This is a genomic window from Marinobacter sp. (genome assembly GCF_039977835.1).
Lineage (GTDB): Bacteria > Pseudomonadota > Gammaproteobacteria > Pseudomonadales > Oleiphilaceae > Marinobacter.
Genome location: NZ_JBDWCL010000043.1, coordinates 15,294 through 38,152, shown reverse-complemented (window position 1 = coordinate 38,152; position 22,859 = coordinate 15,294). Strand labels below are relative to the sequence as shown.

Sequence of the window (22,859 nt, the reverse complement as noted above, 5' to 3'; positions counted from 1 at the left end):
ATGGTTCCACTTCTGAACGCCTTTGCAACAGATTATCAGTCAGCCTGGCGGCGAAGGAATGCGGGAATGTCGAGATAGTCGACCCCCTGCTCCTCGCTGTCTTTGCTGTGATCAATCGCAACGTTGCCATGGGCCACGGCCCTGCGGCGCAACACTGCCGGACGATCAAGCTGATTGTAATCCGTTGTGCCATCAAGGCTGCGGGTGTTATCCACTACCTTGGTGGGCTTTTCACGATCACCGCCCAGGCCGGTTGCAACCACCGTTACCTTGAGTTCGTCGGTCATGTCCGGATCGATCACCGTACCCACCACAACAGTGGCGGAATCGGATGCGAATTCGCGAACAATATCGCCAACCTCGGAAAACTCGCCCAGGTTGAGGTCCATACCCGCGGTAATGTTGACCAGAATACCCTTCGCGCCCTGCAGATTGATATCTTCCAGCAGCGGGCTGCGTACAGCGGCTTCTGCGGCTTCGCGGGCCCGATTTTCGCCGGTGGCACGCGCGGTACCCATCATGGCGTTGCCCATCTCCGACATGACAGTCTTTACGTCGGCAAAGTCGACATTGATCATTCCGTTGCGGGTAATCAGGTCTGCAATCCCCTGGACCGCTCCCAGCAGCACATCGTTGGCCGAGGCAAACGCGTCCAGCAGGCTGGTTTTCTTGCCCATCACCGCCAGCAACTTTTCGTTGGGGATGGTGATCAGGGAATCAACAGTTTCTTCCAGTTCCTTGAGGCCGGCGTCAGCAACGCTCATACGCTTGCCACCCTCAAACATGAACGGCTTGGTGACCACGGCCACGGTAAGGATGCCCAGTTCGCGAGCCACTTCGGCCACTACCGGTGCTGCCCCTGTGCCGGTTCCACCACCCATACCGGCGGTGATGAAGACCATATCGGCGCCTTTCAGTGCCTCGGCAATGCGGTCACGGTCTTCCAGGGCAGACTGGCGCCCCACTTCCGGATTTGCGCCGGCCCCCAGGCCCTTGGTGATGTTGCCACCAAGCTGGATGATCTGACGCGCGTCCAGGTCCGTCAGGGCCTGGGCGTCGGTATTGGCGCAGATGAACTCCACACCTTCAATATCACTGTTGAGCATGTGGCGAACGGCATTGCCGCCTCCACCGCCAACACCCACTACTTTAATGACAGCGTTTTGCTGGACATTATCGACGAGTTCAAACATTCCCCTACTCCTTCGTGCTGTTTATCGGCCTTTTCCAGACCGATTTTTCGAGATTATGATTTTCGAGATACCTTCGTGTACGTCTTCTCCCGGCTACCGTCAGAAATGACCGGTAAACCAGGCTTTCATGCGCTCAAACAGCGTGGGTGCGTCTTCACCCTTAAGCGCCGGCGCCCGCCCCAGATCCATCTGGCGGAAGCCATGGATCAGCAACCCCACGCCAGTGGCGTAGATCGGGTTGTTGACCACCTCCGTCATACCGGACACCGCCTGCGGACAGGCCAGCCTCACCGGCATGTGGAAGATCTCCTCGGCCAGTTCCACCACACCTTCCATGGTGGAGGAACCGCCGGTAATCACGATGCCGGCCGGGATCAGATCCTCAAATCCCGAGCGGCGAAGTTCCGACTGCACCAGGGTAAACAGCTCTTCGTAGCGCGGCTCCACCACCTCGGCCAGAGCCTGGCGGGAGAGATCCCGCGGCGCCCGGTCGCCCACACTGGGCACCTTGATGGTTTCGTCCGCCCCGGCCAGCTGTGTCAGGGCACAGGCGTATTTGATCTTGATCTCTTCGGCATTCTGCGTGGGTGTGCGCAGGGCCATGGCGATGTCGTTGGTGACCTGGTCACCGGCAATGGGGATCACCGCCGTATGGCGAATGGCGCCACCGGTAAACACAGCGATATCCGTGGTACCGCCGCCAATATCCACGACACAGACGCCCAGTTCCTTTTCGTCCTCGGTGAGGATCGCGTGACTCGAGGCAAGCTGCTCGAGGATGATGTCATCCACTTCCAGACCGCAGCGCTTCACACACTTTTCAATGTTCTGCGCGGCGTTTACGGCACAGGTCACCAGATGCACTTTCGCCTCAAGACGCACCCCGGACATGCCCATGGGCTCCTTGATGCCTTCCTGGCTGTCTATCACGAACTCCTGGGGCAGTATGTGGAGAATTTTCTGATCCGCCGGTATAGCCACTGCCTGAGCCGCATCGATAACACGGTCTATATCGGCCTGGGTTACCTCCCGGTCACGGATGGCGACAATGCCATGGGAGTTCAGGCTCTTGATGTGGCTGCCTGCAATACCGGCATACACCGAGTGAATCCGGCATCCAGCCATCAGTTCTGCTTCTTCTACAGCACGCTGTATCGCCTGGACCGTGGTTTCGATGTTCACCACCACACCACGCTTGAGGCCCCGGGACGGGTTGGACCCGATACCCACCACCTCAATGGTCCCGTCCATTTTGCGCTTGCCGACAATCGCAACCACTTTCGAGGTTCCGATATCGAGGCCGACAATCATGTTTTCCGTTTCAACCGATGACATGTATTCCACCAAACCGTAGGTCTGAATTGTGCGTTGCTATGATTTTGACCGGGAAGCCGACTCTACCGACTTCCACTGAACCGCCACCCCGTTGCTGTAGCGGGCATCCACCCGGCTGACTTCGTCTGAACGTGATGCCAGCCGTTCCTGATAAACCGTGATAAAACGTTCAAAGCGCTCCTCCACCTGGTCCCTGCCAAGAACCACTTCAATGCCATTGGCCATGGTCAGAGTCCAGGCGCCCCGTTGCTCCAGGCTCAACCCAGCAAACCCGAGGTTGTGGCCGGTAAGTGTGTCTGCCATAAGCCTTGCCATGCTGATCACTTCCTTGACCCGTTCGTCCGGTCCGGCAAGCCGCGGCAGTTTCCCTGCCACCTCCGGGTTATTTGGCGAGAAGAGCTCGCCATTGCGGCTTACCAACCGGTCATTGTTCCAGTAGGCCAGCGGCTTTTTCTCACGTATCTCGACCTGCAGCCGGTCCGGCCATACCCGCTTTACTGCCGCGGACTCTACCCAGGGCCGCTGCTCCAGACTGTCCTTGATCTCGGAAAGATCAGTAGCGAAAAAGCTACGACCAATCCATTTTCCGGCACTGCGCTCCAGTGACGTCCTGCTCTCACCTACCAGCGTGCCGGTGACATCAATAGCCATCACCTGGCGGTCCATTGCGTTAAGAACCTGGCTTGTCCCCCAGGGAACCAATGCCGCCAACAGCACAATGGCGGCTCCCATCAATACCTGGCCCCAGGGCGCAGCAGCCAATACCGCCTTCAGCAAACCAAACCGGTCCCGATCAGCGCCCAGGGAAGTTGCTCCCCGGCGCCTGGGTGGGTCAGACGGAACCGCCCGACTCCGGATCAGTAGCCGTTCAAGCATCGCCAGCCTCCAGCGTGTCAGTCAGGATGCGCACCACCAACTCCTCAAAACTGATTCCCGCAGCTCTTGCCGACATGGGTACCAGACTGTGATCAGTCATGCCGGGCACCGTATTGACTTCCAGCAACCAGAAATCACCCTCCCGGTCCTGCATGATGTCCACCCGTCCCCAGGTTCGGCAGCCCAGCACCCGGAAGGCCTCCAGGGCCAGATGCTGGAGCTCGAGCTCGCTGTCCGGGTCAAGCCCGCAGGGGATCTGATAACGGGTATCGTCAGCCAGGTACTTGGCGTCGTAGTCATAAAACACGTGGTCAGTACTCAGACCGATGGCCGGCAGTGGCTGATCCTGCAGCAGACTGACGGTAAACTCCGGGCCTTCCACCCATTCTTCGACCAGTACCAGTGGGTCCAGAACCGCAGCCTGCTGATAGGCTTCAACCAGCTCCTCTCGGCTGGCCACCTTACGAATGCCGATACTGGACCCTTCCCGCGAAGGCTTGACACTCAGCGGCAGCCTCAGTGCCTGCAGAATACTGTCGGCGTCATCCACCGAGGCCATGGCGCGGAATTTCGGAGTGGGTAATCCGCAGCCCTCAAAAACATACTTGGTGCGCAGCTTGTCCATGGCCAGTGCCGAGGCCAACAGCTCGCTGCCGGTGTAGGGAATGCCCGCCTGGGACAGGATTGCCTGAATAGTGCCGTCTTCTCCACCGCGGCCGTGCAGTGCAATGAATACACGGTCAAACTGGGGATCTTCCACGGCTTTAAGCAGACACCCGCGAACATCCACGGGGTAGGCATCCACGCCGGCCGACAACAGGGCCGACAGCACTGCCTGACCGCTTTTCAGCGAAACCTCACGCTCGGCGGAGTCCCCGCCCATAAAAACGGCAACGCGCCCGAACGCTTTCAGCAATTCCGGATCAGCCTGGTAACCCTGAGTGTCCACCCGGTTCAACTCACTCATCTGCAATCACTCCTGCCGCAGCAAGACGAGCCGCGACACCACCAATATCCCCCGCCCCCTGAGTAATCAGCAGGTCACCGTCCTGCAGATTGTTGGCAAGCAGGGTTTCAATCTCGTTGTTGTCTTCCACGAACACCGGCTCGACACTGCCGCGCTGACGGATACTGCGGCAAAGCGCGCGGCCGTCGGCACCGTTAATGGCGGGCTCACCTGCGGAATAAACCTCCATCAGCAGCAAACCGTCCACTTCCGACAACACCCGCACGAAATCCTCATAAAGATCCCGGGTGCGGGTGTAGCGGTGCGGCTGGTAAAGCATCACCAGCCGGCGGTCAGGCCAGGCATCATGGGCGGCACGAATAACTGCCTCGACTTCCGTGGGGTGATGGCCGTAGTCATCAATCAGCGTGATGGTGCCCTTGCGCGTCTTGTAGTCGCCATAGACCTGGAACCGGCGACCGACACCGGCAAAGCCCGCCAGGCCACGACAGATGGCAGCATCCTCCACACCTTCATCCGTGGCCACGGCAATCGATGCCAGGGCATTCAGGACGTTATGGCGCCCCGGCATTTTCAGTTCCACATCCAGATCACTGCGCCCGCCGGGGCGACGAACAACGAAACGGGTTCTGAGCCCGTCCGACTGGATGTTCTCGGCACGGTAATCCGCCTCCGGGTTGTCGATGCCGTAGGTGATGATGGCGCGGGAAATCCTGGGAATGATCTCCTGCACATAGTCGTCATCCACGCACATCACGGCCACGCCGTAAAATGGCAGATTGTGAAGAAAGTCCACAAAGGTCTGCTTCAGCCGCCCGACATCACCCCCATAGGTGTCCATGTGGTCGGCTTCGATATTGGTGACAACAGAGATAACCGGCGTCAGATGAAGGAACGAGGCATCGCTCTCGTCGGCCTCGGCCACCAGGTAACGGGAGCCGCCCAACTGGGCATTCGTGCCGGCACTGTTGAGTTTGCCGCCAATCACGAACGTGGGATCAAGGCCGGCTTCTCCCAGTATTGAGGCGATCAGACTGGTGGTGGTGGTTTTGCCATGAGTACCGGCTACCGCAATACCATGGCGGTAACGCATGATCTCCGCCAGCATCTCCGCGCGGGGCACGATGGGCACCCGACGACTACGAGCCGCAGTCACTTCCGGGTTGTCACCGCCCACCGCCGAGGACACCACCACGACATCCGCCGAAGCACTGTTCTGCTCACGATGCCCAATGAACACCTCGATACCCATCGCTGTCAGCCGGTCGGTAACCGCACCTTCACGAATGTCCGAACCGGAGACTTCATAACCCTGGTTCTTCAACACTTCGGCAATACCGCTCATGCCGGCACCGCCTATCCCAACAAAGTGGATGTTGCGGATACGGCGCATCTCGGGCACCTGATAGACCAGCGGGGGATTAGTGGGCTCAGCCATTGGCAGCCTCCAGACAGTAATTCACGACTCTCTCCGTTGCATCAGGGCGGGCCAGGCTTTTCGCGGCCTTCGCCATTTCAATAATCCGGCCGCGGTCTTTTGCCAGATCCGTCAGGGTTTCGGCTAACAGATCCGCCGACAGCTTGGGCTGCGGAATCAGGATTGCGGCTTTGGTATTAACCATTTGCTGCGCGTTTTTGGTCTGATGGTCATCCACGGCATGGGGAAACGGCACCAGGACCGCGCCGATGCCGGCCACACAAAGTTCAGACACCGTCAGAGCCCCGGCCCGGCACAGCACTATATCCGCCCAGCCATAGGCCTCAGCCATGTCTTTGATAAAGGGTTCCACAGACGCTTCCACGCCATGTTCCTCGTAGGCCTGGTGGGCTTCGTCTGCATTCTTTTCGCCACACTGGTGGCGAACCGTCGGCCGCTCGGCGCTGGCCATCTTCGCCAGTGCCGCAGGCAAGGTGCTGTTGAAGACCTGGGCACCGAGGCTTCCTCCCACCACCAGCAACCGGAGCGCCCCGGCGCGACCGGCCAGCCGCTGCTCCGGCTCAGGAAGTGCAGCCAGGTCCTGCCTTACCGGGTTGCCGGTACAGCGCGTTACCACATCCGCACCGAAACTGCCGGGAAATGCTTCCAGCACAGTGGTTGCGAAACGCACGAGAATCCGGTTCGTCATACCGGCAATCGCATTCTGTTCGTGAATCACCAGCGGCGCTTTTGTCAGCCAGGCAGCAACACCACCCGGACCGGTGACAAACCCACCCATGCCGATGACGCAATGGGGCCGGAGGCCCCGGACCACCATAAACGCCTGCCCCAATGCCCGCATCAACCGGAAGGGGGCCAGCGCGAGAGCCAGCCGGCCCTTGCCCCGCAACCCTGAAATCCGGATCAACGACAGCGGTATGTCAGTTTCACCAATCAAACGCTCTTCCATGCCCCCTCTGGAGCCAAGCCAGAACACCTCGTGACCTTTTTCCTGTAGATTTCTTGCGGTGGCCAGGGCGGGAAACACATGCCCGCCCGTTCCCCCGGCCATCATCAGAAAGCGCCGCTTATCAGTCATAAACCGCACCTCCCCTGGCTGCCGGTTTGCGCGTCTTCTCGCTGGCGACTCTTTCACGGTCGAGCCGTTCCATTTCTACCCGCGCCAACACGCCGATACAGACCGCTGTAATCATCAGGCTTGAGCCGCCGTAGCTCACCAGAGGCAACGTCAGCCCCTTGGTAGGCAGCAGCCCGGTGCTGACCGACATATTGATACTGGCCTGCAAACCTATCAGCAGTGTGATGCCGTAGGAGAAGCACGCTGCGAACGGCATCCCGGCCTTTTCTGCCCTTCTGGCGATCACGAACCCCGTGACCACCAGAATGGTGAAGAGGCCAAGCACAATAAGTGAACCCAGTAGTCCGAACTCTTCGGCGATGATGGCAAAGATAAAATCAGTATGGGCTTCGGGCAGGTAGAACAGTTTCTGCACCGAATTGCCGAGCCCCGTGCCGGCCCATTCGCCGCGACCAAAGGCAATCAGCGACTGGGTAAGCTGGTAGCCGGTATCAAACTGGTCTTTCCAGGGGTCGAGGTAGCTGACAACCCGCTTCAAACGGTAGGGCTGGGTAAATACAAGGATGGCGCCCATCACTATCAGAACGCCAATCAGCGGCATGAACCGGCTCAGGCGAACCCCGCTCAGGAAAATCATGCCGGCTGCGGCAGCCACAAGTACAACGGTGGCCCCGAAATCGGGCTCGATAACCAGAAGAACGGAGGCAATTCCAAGAACACCGAGTGGTTTCAGGAATCCTGACCAGGTATTCAGCAGTTCTTCCCTTCGACGCACCACGTATCCCGCCAGGTAGGCGATCAGACACAATTTCGCGATTTCGGACACCTGCACATTGAACAGGCCGAAAGAGATCCAGCGGGTGGAGCCGTTAACCGTGCGGCCCAGTGGCGTCAACACTAACAACAGTGACAACAGCCCGATTCCCAACAAAAGCCACCCACTGCGCTCCCACCAGGAGATCGGCACATTCACTGCAATCAGGGCGAACACACAGCCGATGCCGGCAAAAATCAACTGCCGGATCACGTAGTGATAACTGTTGCCCATGGTTTCCGCTGCCATATCCATGGAAGCGGATGAAATCATCACAATCCCCATCACCAGCAACGCCGCCGCACTGATAACCAGCAACGGCAGCGGGCGCAGATCGCGGAAAAGGCCTTGATAATCGGGGCGCGACAGCTCAGCGTGCATCACAGCCCCTCCACCTGTTTGCGAAAACTGTCACCGCGATCGATGTAATCGCGGAACATATCAAAGCTGGCGCAGGCTGGCGACAACAGCACCCGGTCGCCGGGTTCGGCCAGATCAGCAGCTTTGCGAACGGCGTCCTCCATAGTGGCTGCCATTACAATCTCGGCCTCATTGCCAAGGGCAGATGCTATAAGCCCTGCGTCGGCCCCCATCAATACTGCAGCCCTGCAACGTGTCGCGACCGGCTCCGCCAGCAGCGAAAAGTCGGCCCCTTTGCCCTCGCCCCCAGCGATAAGAACCACTTTTCCGTTCGCCGGCATCAGGCTTTCGATCGCCGCGACGGTGGCGCCGACATTGGTGCCCTTCGAATCATTGATGTAATCCACCTCGCCAACCCGCCGGACGAACTCACACCGGTGCGGCAACCCCCTGAAGTTCCGGACCGTCCCCAGCATGACATCCATCGGTAACCCTGCGGCATGCCCCAGAGCCAGAGCTGCCATCACATTACTGATGTTGTGGCTCCCCATCAGACCCAGCTCATCGGCCAGCAAGAGGTTATCGAAACCAAAGGTGATCCAGGTTCCCTCGTCGTCCTCACGTGTACTGAAGGTATCCGGGTTAACGCGATGAAAACCGAAGCACAGGAACCGGAGACTGTCCCGTGCCATCGGCGTGCTCAGGGCATCGTCGAGATTCACCACCGCATTCTTGCAGCCGTTGAAAATCCGCTGCTTGGCCTGGAAATAGGCCATCTTGGTCGGGTACCGATCCATATGGTCGTCGCTGACATTGAGAACGGTGGCTGCCAGTGCGTTGAGCTCGCGGGTTGTCTCCAGCTGGAAACTGGATAATTCGAGCACGTAAAGGTCCGCGCCGCGGCCAAGCAGGTCCAGCGCGGGGGTGCCAATATTGCCACCCACCTCCACGTTGCGGCCGGCCGCCCGGGCCATTTCTCCCACCAGGGTGGTCACGGTGGTTTTGCCATTTGAGCCGGTAATGGCAACAATCGGCGCGTCTGCTGCCTCAGCGAAAAGGTCAATATCACCACGGATGGTTGCGCCCTGTTCTGCCGCATGTCGAATAGCGGGCTCGGCGATGCTGATACCAGGGCTGACCACCAGCTCATTGAAACCGGCGAACACATCCGGATCAAAATCCCCCAGATACACGGGCAGCTCTGGCCAACCGGTCGAGAGTTCCTCAAGGCCGGGAGGCGCAGGGCGGCTGTCGGCCACGGCAACCTCGCGGCCTTGTTCGCACAGATAGCGCACGCAGGAAAGCCCGGTTTTACCGAGCCCTACCACCAGCGTACGACGATCCGAAACGATGACACCCATGGTGTTCTGCTTCCCTATCTGAGTTTCAGGCTGGCCAGGCCAACCAGTACAAGTACAACGGTAATGACCCAGAAGCGCACGATAACCCGTGGCTCAGGCCAACCTTTCAATTCAAAATGATGATGCAGGGGCGCCATGCGGAATATCCGCCGGCCGGTCAGCCTGAAAGACGCCACCTGCAGAATCACCGAGATGGTTTCCATCACGAACACACCGCCCATGATGAAAAGCACTATCTCCTGCCTCACAATCACGGCCACCACGCCCAGGGCGGCGCCCAGGGCCAGTGCTCCCACATCGCCCATGAAGACCTGGGCGGGATAGGTGTTGAACCACAGGAAACCCAGCCCGGCACCCACCAGCGCGCCACAAAAAACAATCAGCTCACCTGTGCCCGGCAGGTGGGGGATCAGGAGGTAATCCGCGAACTGGGCATGGCCGGAGACATAGGCAAAGATGCCCAGAGCCGCCGCGACCATAACCGTCGGCATGATCGCGAGACCATCAAGGCCATCGGTGAGGTTCACCGCGTTACTGCTGCCAACAATCACGAAATAACTCAGCAGTATGAACAGCACCGGGCCCAGGGTCAGCGACACATTCTTCAGGAACGGTACATACAGCGATGTTTCCTGAGGCAGCGAGGAGCTCATGAACAATGCAAAAGCCGCCGTGGCACCAATCACGGACTGCCAGAAGTACTTCCAGCGGGCCGGCAGGCCACGGGGGTTGCGCTCCACTACCTTGCGATAATCATCCACCCAGCCAATGGCTCCGAAGAACAGGGTTACCAGAATCGCGACCCAGACATACCTGTTGCTCAGATCAGCCCACAGCAATGAGCTGACTCCCACTGCCACCAGGATCAAAGCCCCACCCATGGTCGGGGTCCCGGCTTTACTCAGATGCGTCTGTGGGCCGTCGTCACGTACCGCTTGACCGATCTGGTACTGACTTAGCTTGCGAATCATGAACGGCCCAATGAGCAGGGAAATCAGCAATGCCGTCAGCACACCGAAAATGCCCCGGACGGTCAGGTACTGGAAAACCGTGAGCGCGGAAAAATATTGTGAAAGAGCCTCTGTCAGCCAGAGCAGCATGTGTTACCCACCTTTTCTTTAATTCCCTCCACCACACGATCCATGGCGGAACTGCGAGAACCCTTGACCAGTACCGTCTGCGAATCGGCAGGCCCCTCGAACAGACGACGCACCGCGTCCTCATGGGTCGTACACACCTCGGCGGCATCCCCGAACCCGTCAACATATCCCTCACAACCATCGCCCACGACAAGCAGGCGTTCGATACCCACGGCCCTGGCAAACTCCCCAATGTCCCGATGCAGCGCGAGACTGTCCGGCCCCAGCTCCGCCATGGCTCCCAGAACCGCAACACGACTGGCTTGGCGCGCCGCCAACACGCCGAGCGCTGCTTTAATCGAAGCCGGATTGGCGTTATAGCTGTCATCAATGACGGTTAACCGGGGCGACAGCTCAAGAATCTGCAGCCGCCCCTTGACCGCCTGAACCGACGCCAGCCCCAGCTGAACAGCCTCATCACTGGCGCCCAGCTCCCGTGTGGCGGCAATCGCCAGCAATGCATTGGTAATGTTGTGCTCACCGTGCAATGGCAGGCTCACGTCACAGGTCCAGCCCGCAGGGCCGCAAGCGCGAAAGGCCAGCGAAGTTTCGTCATCATGGGTACTTTCGGAAAAGTAGTCGCCTCCGGCGCTGGCGTGTCTGCTGATACCAACAACCCGCCGTTCACCGGCTCGCCGTTTCCATTGATCGAATGCAGGGTCATCCCGATTAAGCACAACAAGGCCGGCTTCGGTGACGCCGTCAATAATTTCACCCTTGGCAAGTACGATGTTTTCATAGCTGCCGAAGCCTTCCAGATGAGCCTGCCCCGCATTGGTCAGGATCGACACATCCGGGCGTACAATGTTGACGGTGTGGGAAATTTCATTCAGCCCGCTGGCACCCAGCTCGATCGCGCCATATTCGTGTTCAGGGGCCAGCCGGAACAGGGTCAGGGGGACACCGATGTGATTGTTGAGATTGCCTTCGGTGGCCAGAGTGCTACCGACGCGGGACAGAATCGCAGCGACCATTTCCCGCACCGTGGTTTTGCCACTGCTCCCGGTGATAGCCACAAACCGTGCCCGGCTGGCGTTACGGTTACCTGCTGCCAGTTTTGCCAGTGCTTCAATCGTGTCAGGCACCAGGATCTGTGGAAGGGCCAGGTCCGGATAGGCGGTGTCGACCACCGCAGCTACGGCACCTGCCTGTTCAGCAACTTCCAGGTAGTCATGGCCGTCAAAGTTCTCACCTCGCAGCGCCACAAACAGATCACCTTTCGCAATTTTGCGCGTGTCTGTGGAGACGCCACGGAACATCAGCCCTTCCAGGCTGGCTCGGGTGGCCGTACCACCCAGCCAGGCCAGGACGTCGGTCAAAGCGAAGGCCTGCATCATGCGACACCTCCGTTCAATGCCAGTGCGTGCCGAACCTGCTCGGCATCGCTGAACGGAATGCGCTGCCCAGCCATTTCCTGCCAGGCCTCATGCCCCTTACCCGCTATCAACACAATATCACCCGCCACCGCGAGGTGAATGGCCTGTCGGATAGCCTCGGCGCGGTCGTGAATAACGGCTACCTGTTCCGGATGGCTAAAACCAGCGACTATGTCGGCGGTGATGGTGCCAGGGTCCTCGCTGCGGGGGTTGTCATCCGTCACGATCACCACGTCCGCTGCTTGTTCAGCTTCGCGGGCCATCTCAGGGCGCTTGCCGGTGTCGCGGTCTCCCCCGCATCCAAAAACGCAGAATAACCGACCACTCACATGAGGGCGCAAGGCCGCAAGCGCGCTGTTCAGGGCATCCGGCGTATGGGCATAGTCCACAACCACGCGCACACCGTTACCACCGGCGAACGATTCCAGTCGACCGGGCGGTGGCGACAACCTCTCGATGGCGCGCTGAACTCTTTCAACAGGCACACCGAGGCTGAGAACTGCCGCCATCGCAGCCAGAACGTTGCTGACGTTAAAGCTACCCAGTACCGGAGCGGAAATTTCCAACTGCCCCCATAGCCCATCAACACGGGCCGTAAATCCGTCGATCGAGGGCGAGAACTCCGTCAACCACAGTTCGGTCTGGGCCTCGTGCAGGCTGTAACGCACGCGGTCGCACTTGCCCTCAAGCTGCTCATAAAGCTGCCATCCGAACGGATCATCAAAATTGACGACGGCAAAATGCAACTCTTCCCGTTCGAACAGGCGGGCCTTCGCAGCGCCATAGGCCTCCATGGAACCGTGGTAGTCCAGGTGGTCCCTGGTAAGGTTAGTGAAAACCGCCCCGGTCATGGTCAGGTTATCGATACGCCCCTGATCAAGAGCGTGGGACGACACTTCCATTGCCGCCGCACGCCCCCCCTGCGCAAGAATCCGCGACAGTACGTGATTTATCTCCACAACATCCGGTGTGGTATGGGAGCCCTGCTGCAACGCACCGGGCATGCCATAACCAACCGTACCGATAACACCGCACGGGGTACCGGTCTCCTGCAAAAGAGTGGCGACGTAATGACTCACGGAGGTTTTGCCATTGGTGCCGGTCACGCCTATCAGGCGTAATCGCTGGGACGGGTGCTCGAAGAACCGGTCCGCGATTTTTCCCAGCCGGGCTCGCAAATCCGTCACAGGCACGATCAGCGCCCCTTCATGCTCATGGCACTCATCCGCCTGCATCACTTCCAGCAGGACAACGGTGGCCCCCGCACGGATAGCATGTTCAATATAGTGGTCCGCGGGCGTTCGGGCTCCGGCCAGTGCAACAAAGGCATCACCCGACCTGACTTCGCGGCTGTCGGTTTTCAGGCCGTGGATAGTGACATCAAACACCGATGGCACCGGCGCAATTCCCTGCAACAATGTGCTGAGTGATGTAATACACATAACCCTAACCCCGCTCCCCGGAAGCCCCGCGCAGCTCTTTCGCCCCGCCCAGCTCCAGTTCCGGCTTTACATTCAGCAGCCGTAACGCGTCACCCATCACCCGGGCGAATACCGGTGCCGCCACTTCGCCACCGTAATATTCTCCGGACTGGGGCGCATCCACAGCCACCACTGTGACAATTCTCGGATTGTCGATCGGAGCCATCCCTGCGAATATCGCCTTGTACTGGCTATCTTCATATCCACCCTTGCCAACCAGGTGAACGGTTCCGGTTTTGCCCCCGGCAGAATAAAAACCGGGCTGAGCTCGTTTCCCGGTGCCGTTTTCCACCACCTCACGCAACATTTCCCTGACCTGAAATGAGACTTGCTCAGAAAGAACTCGTTCCCCGACAGGGCGTTCCTCCACTTTCAGAAGACTTAACGGATAGCGGATGCCCCCATTGGCCAGCACCATGTAGGCCTGAGCCAACTGAAGAGCGTTGACGCTCATACCATAGCCATAGGACAGGGTCGCCTCTTCAACCGGACGCCACTTCGGTGGGGCCGGAAGCACACCAACGGCCTCACCGGGGAAACCGATCCCGGTGGGCTGGCCCAGGCCGAGGCGAGCGTAAAGATCCCGTATGGTGTCGCCACCCAACTCAGTGGCAATCTTGCTGATACCGACGTTGCTGGATTTTGCAATCACATCTGTCAGGCTGATCACGCCATAGTTCCGGTGATCACGGATCGTAAAACGACCAAAACGCCGATACCCCGGCGCCGTGTCTATTGTGCTGGACGCCTTGAATTTGCCCGATTCCAGGGCAGCCGCCATGGACACAGGTTTCATGGTCGACCCGGGCTCAAACAGGTCGGTTATCGCCTTGTTCCGCAAACGGTCAGGGCTGAGCTGGGTGCGATCATTCGGGTTGTAAGATCCCTGATTCACCATCGCCAGAACTTCACCGGTGTCCACATCCAGCATCACCAGTGTGCCGCCGCGGGCATCATGAGCACCCACCACAGCTTTGAGTTCGCGGTAAGCCAGGTATTGCAATCGCAAATCGATACTGAGCTCAAGATTGCGCCCGGGCCTGGCATCACGGATCAGCGTCAGATCCTTGATGACACGCCCACGATTGTCCTTGAGCACCCGCTTTCGTCCGCTTTCACCGCTCAGCCACTCGTTGTAGGCCAGCTCGATACCTTCCTGGCCACTTTCATCAATATTGGTGAAGCCCACGACATGGGAAGTCACCTCTCCGGCCGGGTAATAGCGACGGTATTCCTGACGGCTATACAACCCGGGAATTCCCATGGCGAGAACCTGCCTTGCGATCTCTGGCTGAAGTTTGCGGCGCAGGTAGACAAACTCACGCTCTGCATACTTCCGAAGCCGCTCCCGGAGCCGGGCTTCATTAATACCCAGCAAGCGCGCAACGTTGGTCAACGCGGGCTCGTCCGGATCGGTCTCCGACGGATTCGCCCAGATGGTCTGAACCGGTGTGCTGACAGCCAGCGACTCACCATGGCGATCTGTCACAACACCCCGATGGGCATCGATACTTTCGACCCTTATAGTCCTTACATCACCCTGCTTTCGCAGGAACTCGTTATCCACTACGTGCAGGTCAACCAGGCGCCACGCCAGGGCACCCACTACCAGAAGAAACACACCCAGCACAGTGCCATACCGCCAGGCTCCGAGCCCGGCAGCCAGTCGCTGGCCCCATGATGCTGTCTTTCCCTGATCGGACAATGCCTTCACCTTACGGTTTGTTATATTCGTTTATCGCGCCCCGACGAGAGGCGCTATCAATGGCACCAGGACGATGTCCTGTTTACCCGGCACGACCATGCCGAACCGTTCGGAAGCTAACTGCTCAACCCGACCATGCGCACTCAATGCACTCTGTTCCAGTAGCAACTGGCTCCACTCGCGCTGGTAGTTATCACGCTGCTCCTGCAACTGCGACAGGGTGTTGAACAGTTCCCTGTTTTCATGGGCGCTGACGACAACACCCAGTGATGAAATCACCAGAAGCATCACCAACCCCATGGATATCAGTACACGTCTCTGCTGAAGCGCACTGAATACCTGCTGCGACAGCCTGACCGCCGTAGCCACACCATCTCTGACCCGCTGCTTGTTGAGTCGTGCTGTTCTTGTCGGCCTTTCAATGGCTACCGCGCCCATGGTCCGCGCTCCCTACCTGTGTTTTTGCTTGTGTTATTCCGATATCCGTTCGAGAACACGCATAACCGCGCTCCTCGCTCGCACGTTGTCACTGACTTCTTCCGAATCCGCCTTGTTCGCCTTACCGATCAGCCGGAATGCCGAGGCTTCCTCCTCCGCCGTTACCGGAACACCTTTCGGCAACCTCGGGCCGCGAGCAAGGTCCCGCATGAAACGCTTCACCAGCCGATCCTCCAGAGAGTGAAAACTGATGACCACCAGCCTTCCGCCGGGCATCAGCTTTTCAACGGCAGCACTGAGCCCTGCCTCCAGATCTTCCAGCTCCCGGTTTATAAAAATCCGGATCGCCTGAAACGTCCGGGTCGCCGGATGCTTGTGCTTTTCCTTTTTTGGAACCGCCTCACTAACCAGTGAAGCCAGTTGATGCGTGGTCTCGATTGGCGCCTCTTTACGACGCTCCACAACGAGACGGGCGATACGGCGGGAGAACCGTTCCTCACCGTATCGCCAGATCACGTAGGCGATGTCTTTTTCGTCCGCCTCGGCCAGCCACTGCGCCGCACTCGGCGCCTGCCCCGGATCCATCCTCATATCCAGCGGACCATCCCGCATGAAGCTGAATCCCCGGGTAGCGTCATCCAGCTGCGGGGATGAAACACCAAGATCCAGCAATACGCCATTAACCTTCATCCATCCCTGGGCATCAGCAGCCGCACCAAGTTCAGCAAATGAGCCGTGATATGGCTGAAAACGCGAATCCTCAAGTGCCAGATCGCGGGCCACCCGAATAGCCTCCGGATCCTTGTCGATACCCAACAGTTTTCCGCCCTGCCCAAGCTGGCCGAGAATCAGACGGCTGTGCCCACCTCGACCGAAGGTGCCGTCGATATAGACGCCATCCGGATCGCTGACCAGCAGATCGACCGCCGAGTCCAGGAGCACAGAGCGATGCCGGTACTCCCCGGCCGGCTCCTGACGGCGGCCGGGGGTCATAGCGACAACGCCTCCATTTCAGGCGGCATTTCTTCTTCATCCGACGACTCGTCGAGCCATGCGAACCAGCGCTCTTCACTCCAGAGCTCCAGTTTCTTGCCCTGACCTATCAACATCAGCTTCTTCTCGAGGCGTGCATAACTACGCAACGTAGGCGGCACCAGGATTCGGCCGGCAGAGTCCAGCTCCAGTGGCGTAGCGTGCCCCAATAACAGGCGCTGCAGCCTGCGCGCAGCCTTGTTCATGTTGGGGAGTGCTTCAATTTGCGGCCTCAGAACTTCCCATTGCGGCTCCGGATACACTAAAAGGCAGCGCTCTTCGTCGGCGTTGGCCGTCAATACAATGCGGCCACCACAGGCATGCGCGAGCTCTTCACGCACTCTGGCGGGGATCGCAAGACGACCCTTCGCATCCATATTGATGGCATGACTGCCAAGAAAATTGCTCATTTGCACCAATTCCGGGGTTCAGAAACCACAAATAACCACAAGAAACCACTTTTTCCCACTTGTGCACACTATAGAAACACGCAATACACAATGCAAGCGCCGCGAACAGCGCCACACCCGGGAAAGTTCCTTTTATGACAAGAGGTTACAGAACAAGACTGGCATCAACCTGGAGATTACGGATAAGAAAAACCCAAAAATCAATCACCTGCAGACAGAAGTGAAGATGACAAGTGAGCTCTAAGATTTTTTGGCTATAAAAGCACGCTGGTGAGAATGACAGATGTCACATAAAGCAGAAAAGAAAATGAGCTCGCCGGTAAGCCGGGTTCTGTCTGGGACAGTCATTCATCTAGGGCCTGCGTCGCCACAGGCCTCAAGCGACCTACCCGAATCCAGCGCGGGCCGCGCCATAGGATTCCTATTTGGTCTTGCTCCAGGTGGGGTTTACCATCGCCGTGAACTGTTGCCAGTCACGCGGTGCGCTCTTACCGCACCGTTTCACCCTTACCGGCGACCGTGAACGTGTCACGACCACTTAGGCGGTATACTTTCTGTTGCACTTTCCGTCGGCTCGCGCCGCCCAGGCGTTACCTGGCACCTTGCCCTGTGGAGCCCGGACTTTCCTCCCCCGGAAAAACCGGCGGCGACTGTCTGGCGAGCTCGGGCGAGACCATACTCCAGCTCACGATGTCAGGCAAGGGAAAACGAACAACATCATGGCACGGACTATTCCGCTTTCAGCTCCAGCGCACGCTGGTAGAGTTCGTTCTTGGAGCTACCAGTCAACTCTGCCGCCAGCTTTGCCGCTTTCTTAACCGGCAGCTCCTGCAGCAGGACCCCCAGTACACGGTCTACCTCAACCGAACCTACAGCAACCTCGGCATCACTGGCCCCGTGAACCATGACCACGAATTCACCGCGGCTACCATGAGGGTCGGCCTCAAGGGCATCGGCTACCGGACCGGCCCCTCCTGCATAGAAAGTCTCGAACGCCTTGGTAAGCTCCCGGGCCAGCACCAGCTCACGCTGACTCCCCATAACCCGCTCAATCTCCCTGACCGTGTCGACAATCCGGTGGGGGGACTCATAGAACACGAGGGTTGCGGGCTCCCTGGCAAGGCGCTCCAGGGCTGCTTTCCGGGCGCCCTGCCTGGCGGGCAGAAAACCAGCGAACAAGAACCGGTCAGTTGGCAAGCCGGCCGCGCTTAATGCCGAGACAAGAGCACAGGCCCCGGGTACAGGAGTGACCCGAAAACCACGAGCACGAGCTTCTCGTACCAGCACATACCCCGGGTCAGAAATCAGTGGTGTTCCGGCATCGGAGATCAAGGCAACATCCTCGGAGGCCGCAAGCCTGTCCAGAATCTGAACGGCCTTGTCCCGTTCATTATGATCGTGCAGCGCCATCATAGGCTTGCGAATTCCCAGGTGCTGTAGAAGTCGGCCACTGTGCCTGGTGTCCTCCGCAGCGATTATGGAAACCCGTGATAAAATGGAGGCGGCCCTGGGAGACAGGTCATCCAGATTACCGATGGGAGTGGCCACGATGTAAAGTGTGCCAGATTTCTCTGGCTGGTCATTCTCCGAGTTCACGAACACCTCTCTTTACTCCTGCGTATGACACCAACGTCATGTGAATTCACGTGGGAGCTGTTAAACTTGCGGGCCTGATAAAGCAAACCCTTTACGGGAAGCCCGGCCGGACTCGGGCTTCCGGCATGATGCCGCCGATTACCCGGCGCCACAAGCGTAATAACCCGGAGTATTGTGAGCCAGCCATGACCAGATATCGCCTGAACCTGAGAATCACCGCCCTCTTTATGGCGATGGTACTGTTGTTTGCGGGTTGCGCCAGCGTGAACCTCGACTCCCACGTCGCCACCAGCGCCGGTAAAGCGCTTGATATTGCTGGTAGCGTGGGAGACCGCAAAGAGTCACAGTCCTACCTGTTGCGGGCAGCAGACAGATTCCAGAACCAGAATCAGCACCGGGACGCCAGAACTCTTCTGCAGAGTGAACAGTTTGACGCAGCCGATCAGGAGACGGCAAACCAGCAACTGCTTCTGTCCATGGCAAGCGCAACCGCTCTCGAGGATGCCCCGTGGGCAGAAGAAATCGCGGCGACAATTACACCAGACCACTTTCTAAATTATGAGCGAAACCTGATTGACCGCGCCGCAAAGCTGCAGGAGCAGACCTATCGGCTTGCCGGCGACAACCTGGCAGCAGCTGTCACTCTGATCCTGCTTGCAGAGGCCGACGCCAACGCTGACGTCCAGGCTCTCCACGACGCTATCTGGCAGAACCTGAAACAGACATCCAACACCGAACTGGCGGACAAGGAAGGACGAGCCATTGGCTACGAGGCCCAGGGCTGGCTTGAGCTGGCAGGCATTCTCAGAGAGCCAGGTGCCAATCTGGAAGAACAGGGCAGGATGATCCGTAAGTGGCAGAATAACTGGCCGGACCACCCCGCTGCCTCCACACCACCGGCAGAGCTGCAGCTCATTGCCAGTCTCGCCGAAAACCGCCCCGAACGCATTACTCTGGCAGTCCCACTAAGCGGCCCTCTCGCCAGCGCCGGCGCCGCCATCCGCGACGGATTCTTTGCCGCCTATTATGAAGACGACTCAGCGGACCGGGAAAAAATCAGCGTCCGGGTTGTAGATACCTCTGGCAGCTCCTTCACCCAGCTTTACAAGGAGCTGGCCAATGAGAACCAGGACCTGATCGTCGGCCCGCTGGAAAAAGACGCGCTGGCATCACTGGCCGAGATGGACGCTTTGCCGGTTCCGGTACTTGGGCTGAACTATTTGCCGTCAGATACCGAAGCGCCGTCCGGGCTTTATCAGTTCGGCCTTTCTGCAGAGGACGAGGCGCGGCAGATCGCTGACCGCATGACGACCGAAGGCATCGACCAGATTCTGGCACTGATCCCCGCCGGGGAGTGGGGCGACAGACTCGAGAACGCCCTGCTTCAGCGTCTGGAACAGAACGACGGCGCGGCGCTGGACATAGAGCGGTACTACCCTGAAGACAATCTTCGGGCAGTGACGGCCGATTTGCTGGGAATTACCGTCTCCCGAGACCGGGCCATCGACGTTGAGCGCACGGCTGGCATCGACGTGGAGTTCGAACCCCGGCGTCGCCAGGATGCAGACGGCATCGTCATGGTTGCCGAGCCCAGGATTGCCAGACAGTTCAAACCGTTATTCGCCTTCTATTTTGGGGGCGATCTGCCAGTATATTCTCCCTCGATGGTCTATGAGGGCAACCCGGATCCATCCCGGGACCGCGACCTGAATGGGGTTATTTTTACCGACACGCCATGGATACTGAAAGAAAACAATCCGTTTCGCAGTATTGTAAAAGAGGCCATGCCGGATATAAGAGGCCAGCTTGGGCGCCTCTTCGCCATGGGCGCGGACGCCTGGAATCTGAGCAAACGTCTGCCGCTACTTCAGCACGTTGAAGGAGCAACCCTCGACGGCCAGACCGGACAGCTGGCCATGACCCCCCAGGGTAGCATCCACCGGGAACAACTGTGGGCACGCTTCCGTAACGGAACGCCAGAAAGCCTGCCACCACTTGAAGAGTCCGGGACGACAGAAACGCGGGAAACAAACGAACTCCCCCTACAGGAACAGTAAACACAGGTCCCCGCCATGGATGGCGCTCAGCAAACAAGAAAATCCACCGGTAATCACGCAGAAGGTGTCGCCGCTCGTTACCTTATGAGCCGTGGCGTTAATATCCTTGAGCGAAACGTTTTCAGCCGGGGCGGCGAGATCGACCTGATCGGCTTCGATGAGGAAACACTGGTGTTTTTTGAAGTTCGCTTCCGGGGAGGCGGCAGCCTGGCCGGGGCAGCAGAGTCGATCACCCCCACGAAACAGAAACGACTGATCAGAGCGGCCTCGTTCTATCTCCACAAACATGGCCTGTGGAATGCCTCTAGTCGCATCGATGTGGTTGCGATCGCACCGGGCAAAAGCACAAAATACCGGATACAATGGATCAAAAATGCCATTCAGGCCTGATTATGACGGATACCGAGCAACAGATAAATCAGTGGTTCGCCAACCACATGGAGCACACCGCACACGCAGCCAGCTCCACAGCACCCGGCATAGAAAGAGCCTCGGACGCCCTCGTCGGCACCCTGCTCAGTGACGGCAAAATTATTACCTGCGCCAATGGTAACGCCAACATCCTTGCCCAGTACTTTTGTACCGCGCTGCTAAATCGGTTTGAGCAGGATCGCCCGGCACTGCCGGCGATTAACCTGGGTGCAGACGCAACCACCTATTCTGCCATCTGCCGCGACAACCGTTTCAATGACACGTTTTCCAGACAGGTACGGGCCATTGGCAAAGCCAACGACCTGCTAATGGTCTTCGTGGATGACGGCCACAAGGCCAATCTGATACAGGCCATTCAGGCCGCCCACGACAGGGAGATGAACGTTGTGGTACTGAGCGCCAAGGAAAAGACCGACATTACATCGCTATTGCATCCCGAAGATCATGAGATTGCGCTCGATAACCTTTCACCAACTGCCGCAACGCCTATCATGCTGGTGATCATCAACGCTCTGTGTGGGCTGATTGACGAAAAACTTTTCGGCGGATAAGAAAAAAGCCAACGGGTTCTAACCATTGGCTTTTTCGGGCTGACAACACTTTCCGGAATGACGAGGGGTTATTTCACCACCTTGAGGGTTGGCCGGCCACTGGGCCGATCTCCGTTCTGTCCATTGTCGCCAGCATTATCTCCATGTTTGCCTTCCGGGCCTTCCGGATCCGGCGAGCCAGGCTCACTGCCAAAAACCATACCCTCGCCGTTTTCCTTGGCATAGACCGCCATAACCGCCTGCAGAGGTATGAACACCTGCATAGGCACGCCACCGAAGCGGGCGCTGAACTCCAGCGCACCGTTACCGATCACCAGACCGCGAACGGCCCCGGGGCTGATGTTGAGCACGATCTGCCCGTTTGCGACGTGTTCAGTAGGGACCTGCACGCCCTGGACCCCGGCATCGACCACGATATAGGGGGTGCAGTCGTTATCGAGAATCCACTCATTGAACGCCCTGACAAGGTAGGGACGGCTCGATGTCATGGTTATCTTGCTATCAGGCACTGCCTTTCTCCTGAACCGGTTTCAGGCTCTGCAAATCAACTACGAATATCTTCTTCCAGATCCGAGAGGCTCGCCTTGAACCCTTCGCGACTGAAAATGCTGTCCATATACTTCTGAAGCGGTTTTGCCTGCTTTTCATTGAGTTCAATTCCCAGCGACGGCAAACGCCAGAGAATCGGCGCAATGCAACAGTCCACGATAGTGAACTCTTCCGACAGGAAAAACGGCATTTCACCGAATAACGGTGCAGTCGCCAGCAGACTTTCGCGAAGCTCCTTGCGCGCGGCATCCGAAGCCTTGGCATTTGGCTGGGCAAGAATCTGATCCACCAGCCCACACCAGTCTTTCTGGATGCGATGAATCATCAGCCGGCTGTTCGCCCGCGCCACAGGATATACCGGAAGCAATGGCGGGTGCGGGAACCGCTCGTCCAGGTACTCCATCATGATATTTGGCTCGTAGAGCACAAGGTCACGATCCACCAGGGTGGGAAGGGCATTGTAAGGATTCAGATCGGCCAGCTCTCCGGGAGGGTTATCCGGATCAACATTCACGACGTCTACTGTTACGCCCTTTTCTGCCAGCACAATGCGGACTCTGTGGCTGTAATGACTGGCCGGGTCCGAGAAAAACGTCATTGATGACCGCTTGGTCACAACGCCCATAGAACTACCTCACGATTTGACTAACCGAATTGACCCTGAAAAACGC

At 58.4% G+C, this 22,859-nt stretch carries 21 protein-coding genes and 1 other RNA gene; 3 read left to right on the top strand and 19 right to left on the bottom strand.

Annotated features, from left to right (window positions below; translation table 11 throughout):
* Window positions 1-35: 35 nt before the first annotated feature.
* From ftsZ to rsmI, 17 genes are all read right to left on the bottom strand, one after another.
* Window positions 36-1,193 carry a cell division protein FtsZ gene (gene ftsZ, locus ABJM11_RS12305; RefSeq protein WP_285357980.1) on the bottom strand — a complete coding sequence of 386 codons (1,158 nt, stop codon included), beginning with the start codon at window positions 1,191-1,193 and terminating at the stop codon, window positions 36-38.
* Window positions 1,194-1,292: 99 nt separating this feature from the next.
* Window positions 1,293-2,528, bottom strand: a complete 1,236-nt coding sequence (gene ftsA / locus ABJM11_RS12300; protein WP_348296778.1) for a cell division protein FtsA — start codon at window positions 2,526-2,528, stop codon at window positions 1,293-1,295.
* Window positions 2,529-2,564: 36 nt separating this feature from the next.
* Window positions 2,565-3,404, bottom strand: coding sequence for a cell division protein FtsQ/DivIB (locus tag ABJM11_RS12295; RefSeq protein ID WP_348296777.1), 840 nt, complete (start codon window positions 3,402-3,404; stop codon window positions 2,565-2,567).
* On the bottom strand, window positions 3,397-4,371 hold the full coding sequence (locus ABJM11_RS12290; RefSeq protein ID WP_348296776.1) for a D-alanine--D-alanine ligase: 975 nt from the start codon (window positions 4,369-4,371) through the stop codon (window positions 3,397-3,399). Before ABJM11_RS12290 ends, ABJM11_RS12295 begins: the two co-directional genes overlap by 8 nt.
* A complete protein-coding gene (gene murC, locus ABJM11_RS12285) occupies window positions 4,364-5,809 on the bottom strand; it encodes a UDP-N-acetylmuramate--L-alanine ligase (RefSeq protein WP_348296775.1) in 1,446 nt (481 codons plus the stop codon). The genes ABJM11_RS12290 and murC overlap by 8 nt, the downstream gene beginning before the upstream one ends.
* A complete protein-coding gene (gene murG, locus ABJM11_RS12280) occupies window positions 5,802-6,887 on the bottom strand; it encodes an undecaprenyldiphospho-muramoylpentapeptide beta-N-acetylglucosaminyltransferase (protein WP_348296774.1) in 1,086 nt (361 codons plus the stop codon). Before murG ends, murC begins: the two co-directional genes overlap by 8 nt.
* Window positions 6,880-8,082, bottom strand: a complete 1,203-nt coding sequence (ftsW, locus tag ABJM11_RS12275) for a putative lipid II flippase FtsW (RefSeq protein WP_348296773.1) — start codon at window positions 8,080-8,082, stop codon at window positions 6,880-6,882. Before ftsW ends, murG begins: the two co-directional genes overlap by 8 nt.
* Window positions 8,082-9,422 carry a UDP-N-acetylmuramoyl-L-alanine--D-glutamate ligase gene (gene murD, locus ABJM11_RS12270; RefSeq protein WP_348296772.1) on the bottom strand — a complete coding sequence of 447 codons (1,341 nt, stop codon included), beginning with the start codon at window positions 9,420-9,422 and terminating at the stop codon, window positions 8,082-8,084. The genes ftsW and murD overlap by 1 nt, the downstream gene beginning before the upstream one ends.
* A 14-nt stretch (window positions 9,423-9,436) precedes the next feature.
* Complete coding sequence (gene mraY / locus ABJM11_RS12265; RefSeq protein WP_348296771.1) at window positions 9,437-10,522, bottom strand: phospho-N-acetylmuramoyl-pentapeptide-transferase; 1,086 nt, start codon at window positions 10,520-10,522, stop codon at window positions 9,437-9,439.
* Window positions 10,507-11,898, bottom strand: coding sequence for a UDP-N-acetylmuramoyl-tripeptide--D-alanyl-D-alanine ligase (murF, locus tag ABJM11_RS12260; RefSeq protein WP_348296770.1), 1,392 nt, complete (start codon window positions 11,896-11,898; stop codon window positions 10,507-10,509). The genes mraY and murF overlap by 16 nt, the downstream gene beginning before the upstream one ends.
* Complete coding sequence (locus tag ABJM11_RS12255) at window positions 11,895-13,379, bottom strand: UDP-N-acetylmuramoyl-L-alanyl-D-glutamate--2,6-diaminopimelate ligase (RefSeq protein ID WP_348296769.1); 1,485 nt, start codon at window positions 13,377-13,379, stop codon at window positions 11,895-11,897. Before ABJM11_RS12255 ends, murF begins: the two co-directional genes overlap by 4 nt.
* A gap of 4 nt (window positions 13,380-13,383) precedes the next feature.
* Window positions 13,384-15,123, bottom strand: a complete 1,740-nt coding sequence (locus ABJM11_RS12250; RefSeq protein ID WP_348296768.1) for a penicillin-binding protein 2 — start codon at window positions 15,121-15,123, stop codon at window positions 13,384-13,386.
* Window positions 15,124-15,153: 30 nt separating this feature from the next.
* The gene (gene ftsL / locus ABJM11_RS12245; protein WP_348296767.1) at window positions 15,154-15,561 is read right to left on the bottom strand and encodes a cell division protein FtsL; all 408 of its coding nucleotides are present in this window, start codon (window positions 15,559-15,561) and stop codon (window positions 15,154-15,156) included.
* A gap of 33 nt (window positions 15,562-15,594) precedes the next feature.
* Complete coding sequence (rsmH, locus tag ABJM11_RS12240; RefSeq protein ID WP_348296766.1) at window positions 15,595-16,554, bottom strand: 16S rRNA (cytosine(1402)-N(4))-methyltransferase RsmH; 960 nt, start codon at window positions 16,552-16,554, stop codon at window positions 15,595-15,597.
* Window positions 16,551-17,003 carry a division/cell wall cluster transcriptional repressor MraZ gene (mraZ, locus tag ABJM11_RS12235; protein WP_348296765.1) on the bottom strand — a complete coding sequence of 151 codons (453 nt, stop codon included), beginning with the start codon at window positions 17,001-17,003 and terminating at the stop codon, window positions 16,551-16,553. The genes rsmH and mraZ overlap by 4 nt, the downstream gene beginning before the upstream one ends.
* Window positions 17,004-17,307: 304 nt before the next feature.
* Window positions 17,308-17,669, bottom strand: an RNA gene (gene rnpB, locus ABJM11_RS12230) — RNase P RNA component class A.
* A gap of 63 nt (window positions 17,670-17,732) precedes the next feature.
* On the bottom strand, window positions 17,733-18,599 hold the full coding sequence (rsmI, locus tag ABJM11_RS12225) for a 16S rRNA (cytidine(1402)-2'-O)-methyltransferase (protein WP_348296764.1): 867 nt from the start codon (window positions 18,597-18,599) through the stop codon (window positions 17,733-17,735).
* Between the two features lie 50 nt (window positions 18,600-18,649).
* Between rsmI and ABJM11_RS12220 the strand changes: the two genes are divergently transcribed.
* The 3 genes from ABJM11_RS12220 to ABJM11_RS12210 are packed head-to-tail and all read left to right on the top strand — an operon-like array spanning window position 18,650 to window position 21,639.
* Window positions 18,650-20,656 carry a penicillin-binding protein activator gene (locus tag ABJM11_RS12220; RefSeq protein ID WP_348296763.1) on the top strand — a complete coding sequence of 669 codons (2,007 nt, stop codon included), beginning with the start codon at window positions 18,650-18,652 and terminating at the stop codon, window positions 20,654-20,656.
* Window positions 20,657-20,671: 15 nt separating this feature from the next.
* Window positions 20,672-21,046, top strand: coding sequence for a YraN family protein (locus ABJM11_RS12215; RefSeq protein ID WP_348296762.1), 375 nt, complete (start codon window positions 20,672-20,674; stop codon window positions 21,044-21,046).
* Window positions 21,047-21,048: 2 nt separating this feature from the next.
* Entirely contained in the window at window positions 21,049-21,639 is a 591-nt protein-coding gene (locus ABJM11_RS12210) for an SIS domain-containing protein (protein ID WP_348296761.1), read from the top strand.
* Window positions 21,640-21,707: 68 nt separating this feature from the next.
* On the opposite strand, the gene ABJM11_RS12205 is transcribed toward ABJM11_RS12210, so the two are convergent.
* The gene (locus ABJM11_RS12205; RefSeq protein WP_348296792.1) at window positions 21,708-22,127 is read right to left on the bottom strand and encodes a ClpXP protease specificity-enhancing factor; all 420 of its coding nucleotides are present in this window, start codon (window positions 22,125-22,127) and stop codon (window positions 21,708-21,710) included.
* A 56-nt stretch (window positions 22,128-22,183) separates the two neighbouring features.
* Window positions 22,184-22,813, bottom strand: coding sequence for a glutathione S-transferase N-terminal domain-containing protein (locus tag ABJM11_RS12200; RefSeq protein WP_027831043.1), 630 nt, complete (start codon window positions 22,811-22,813; stop codon window positions 22,184-22,186).
* Between the last annotated feature and the right edge of the window lie 46 nt (window positions 22,814-22,859).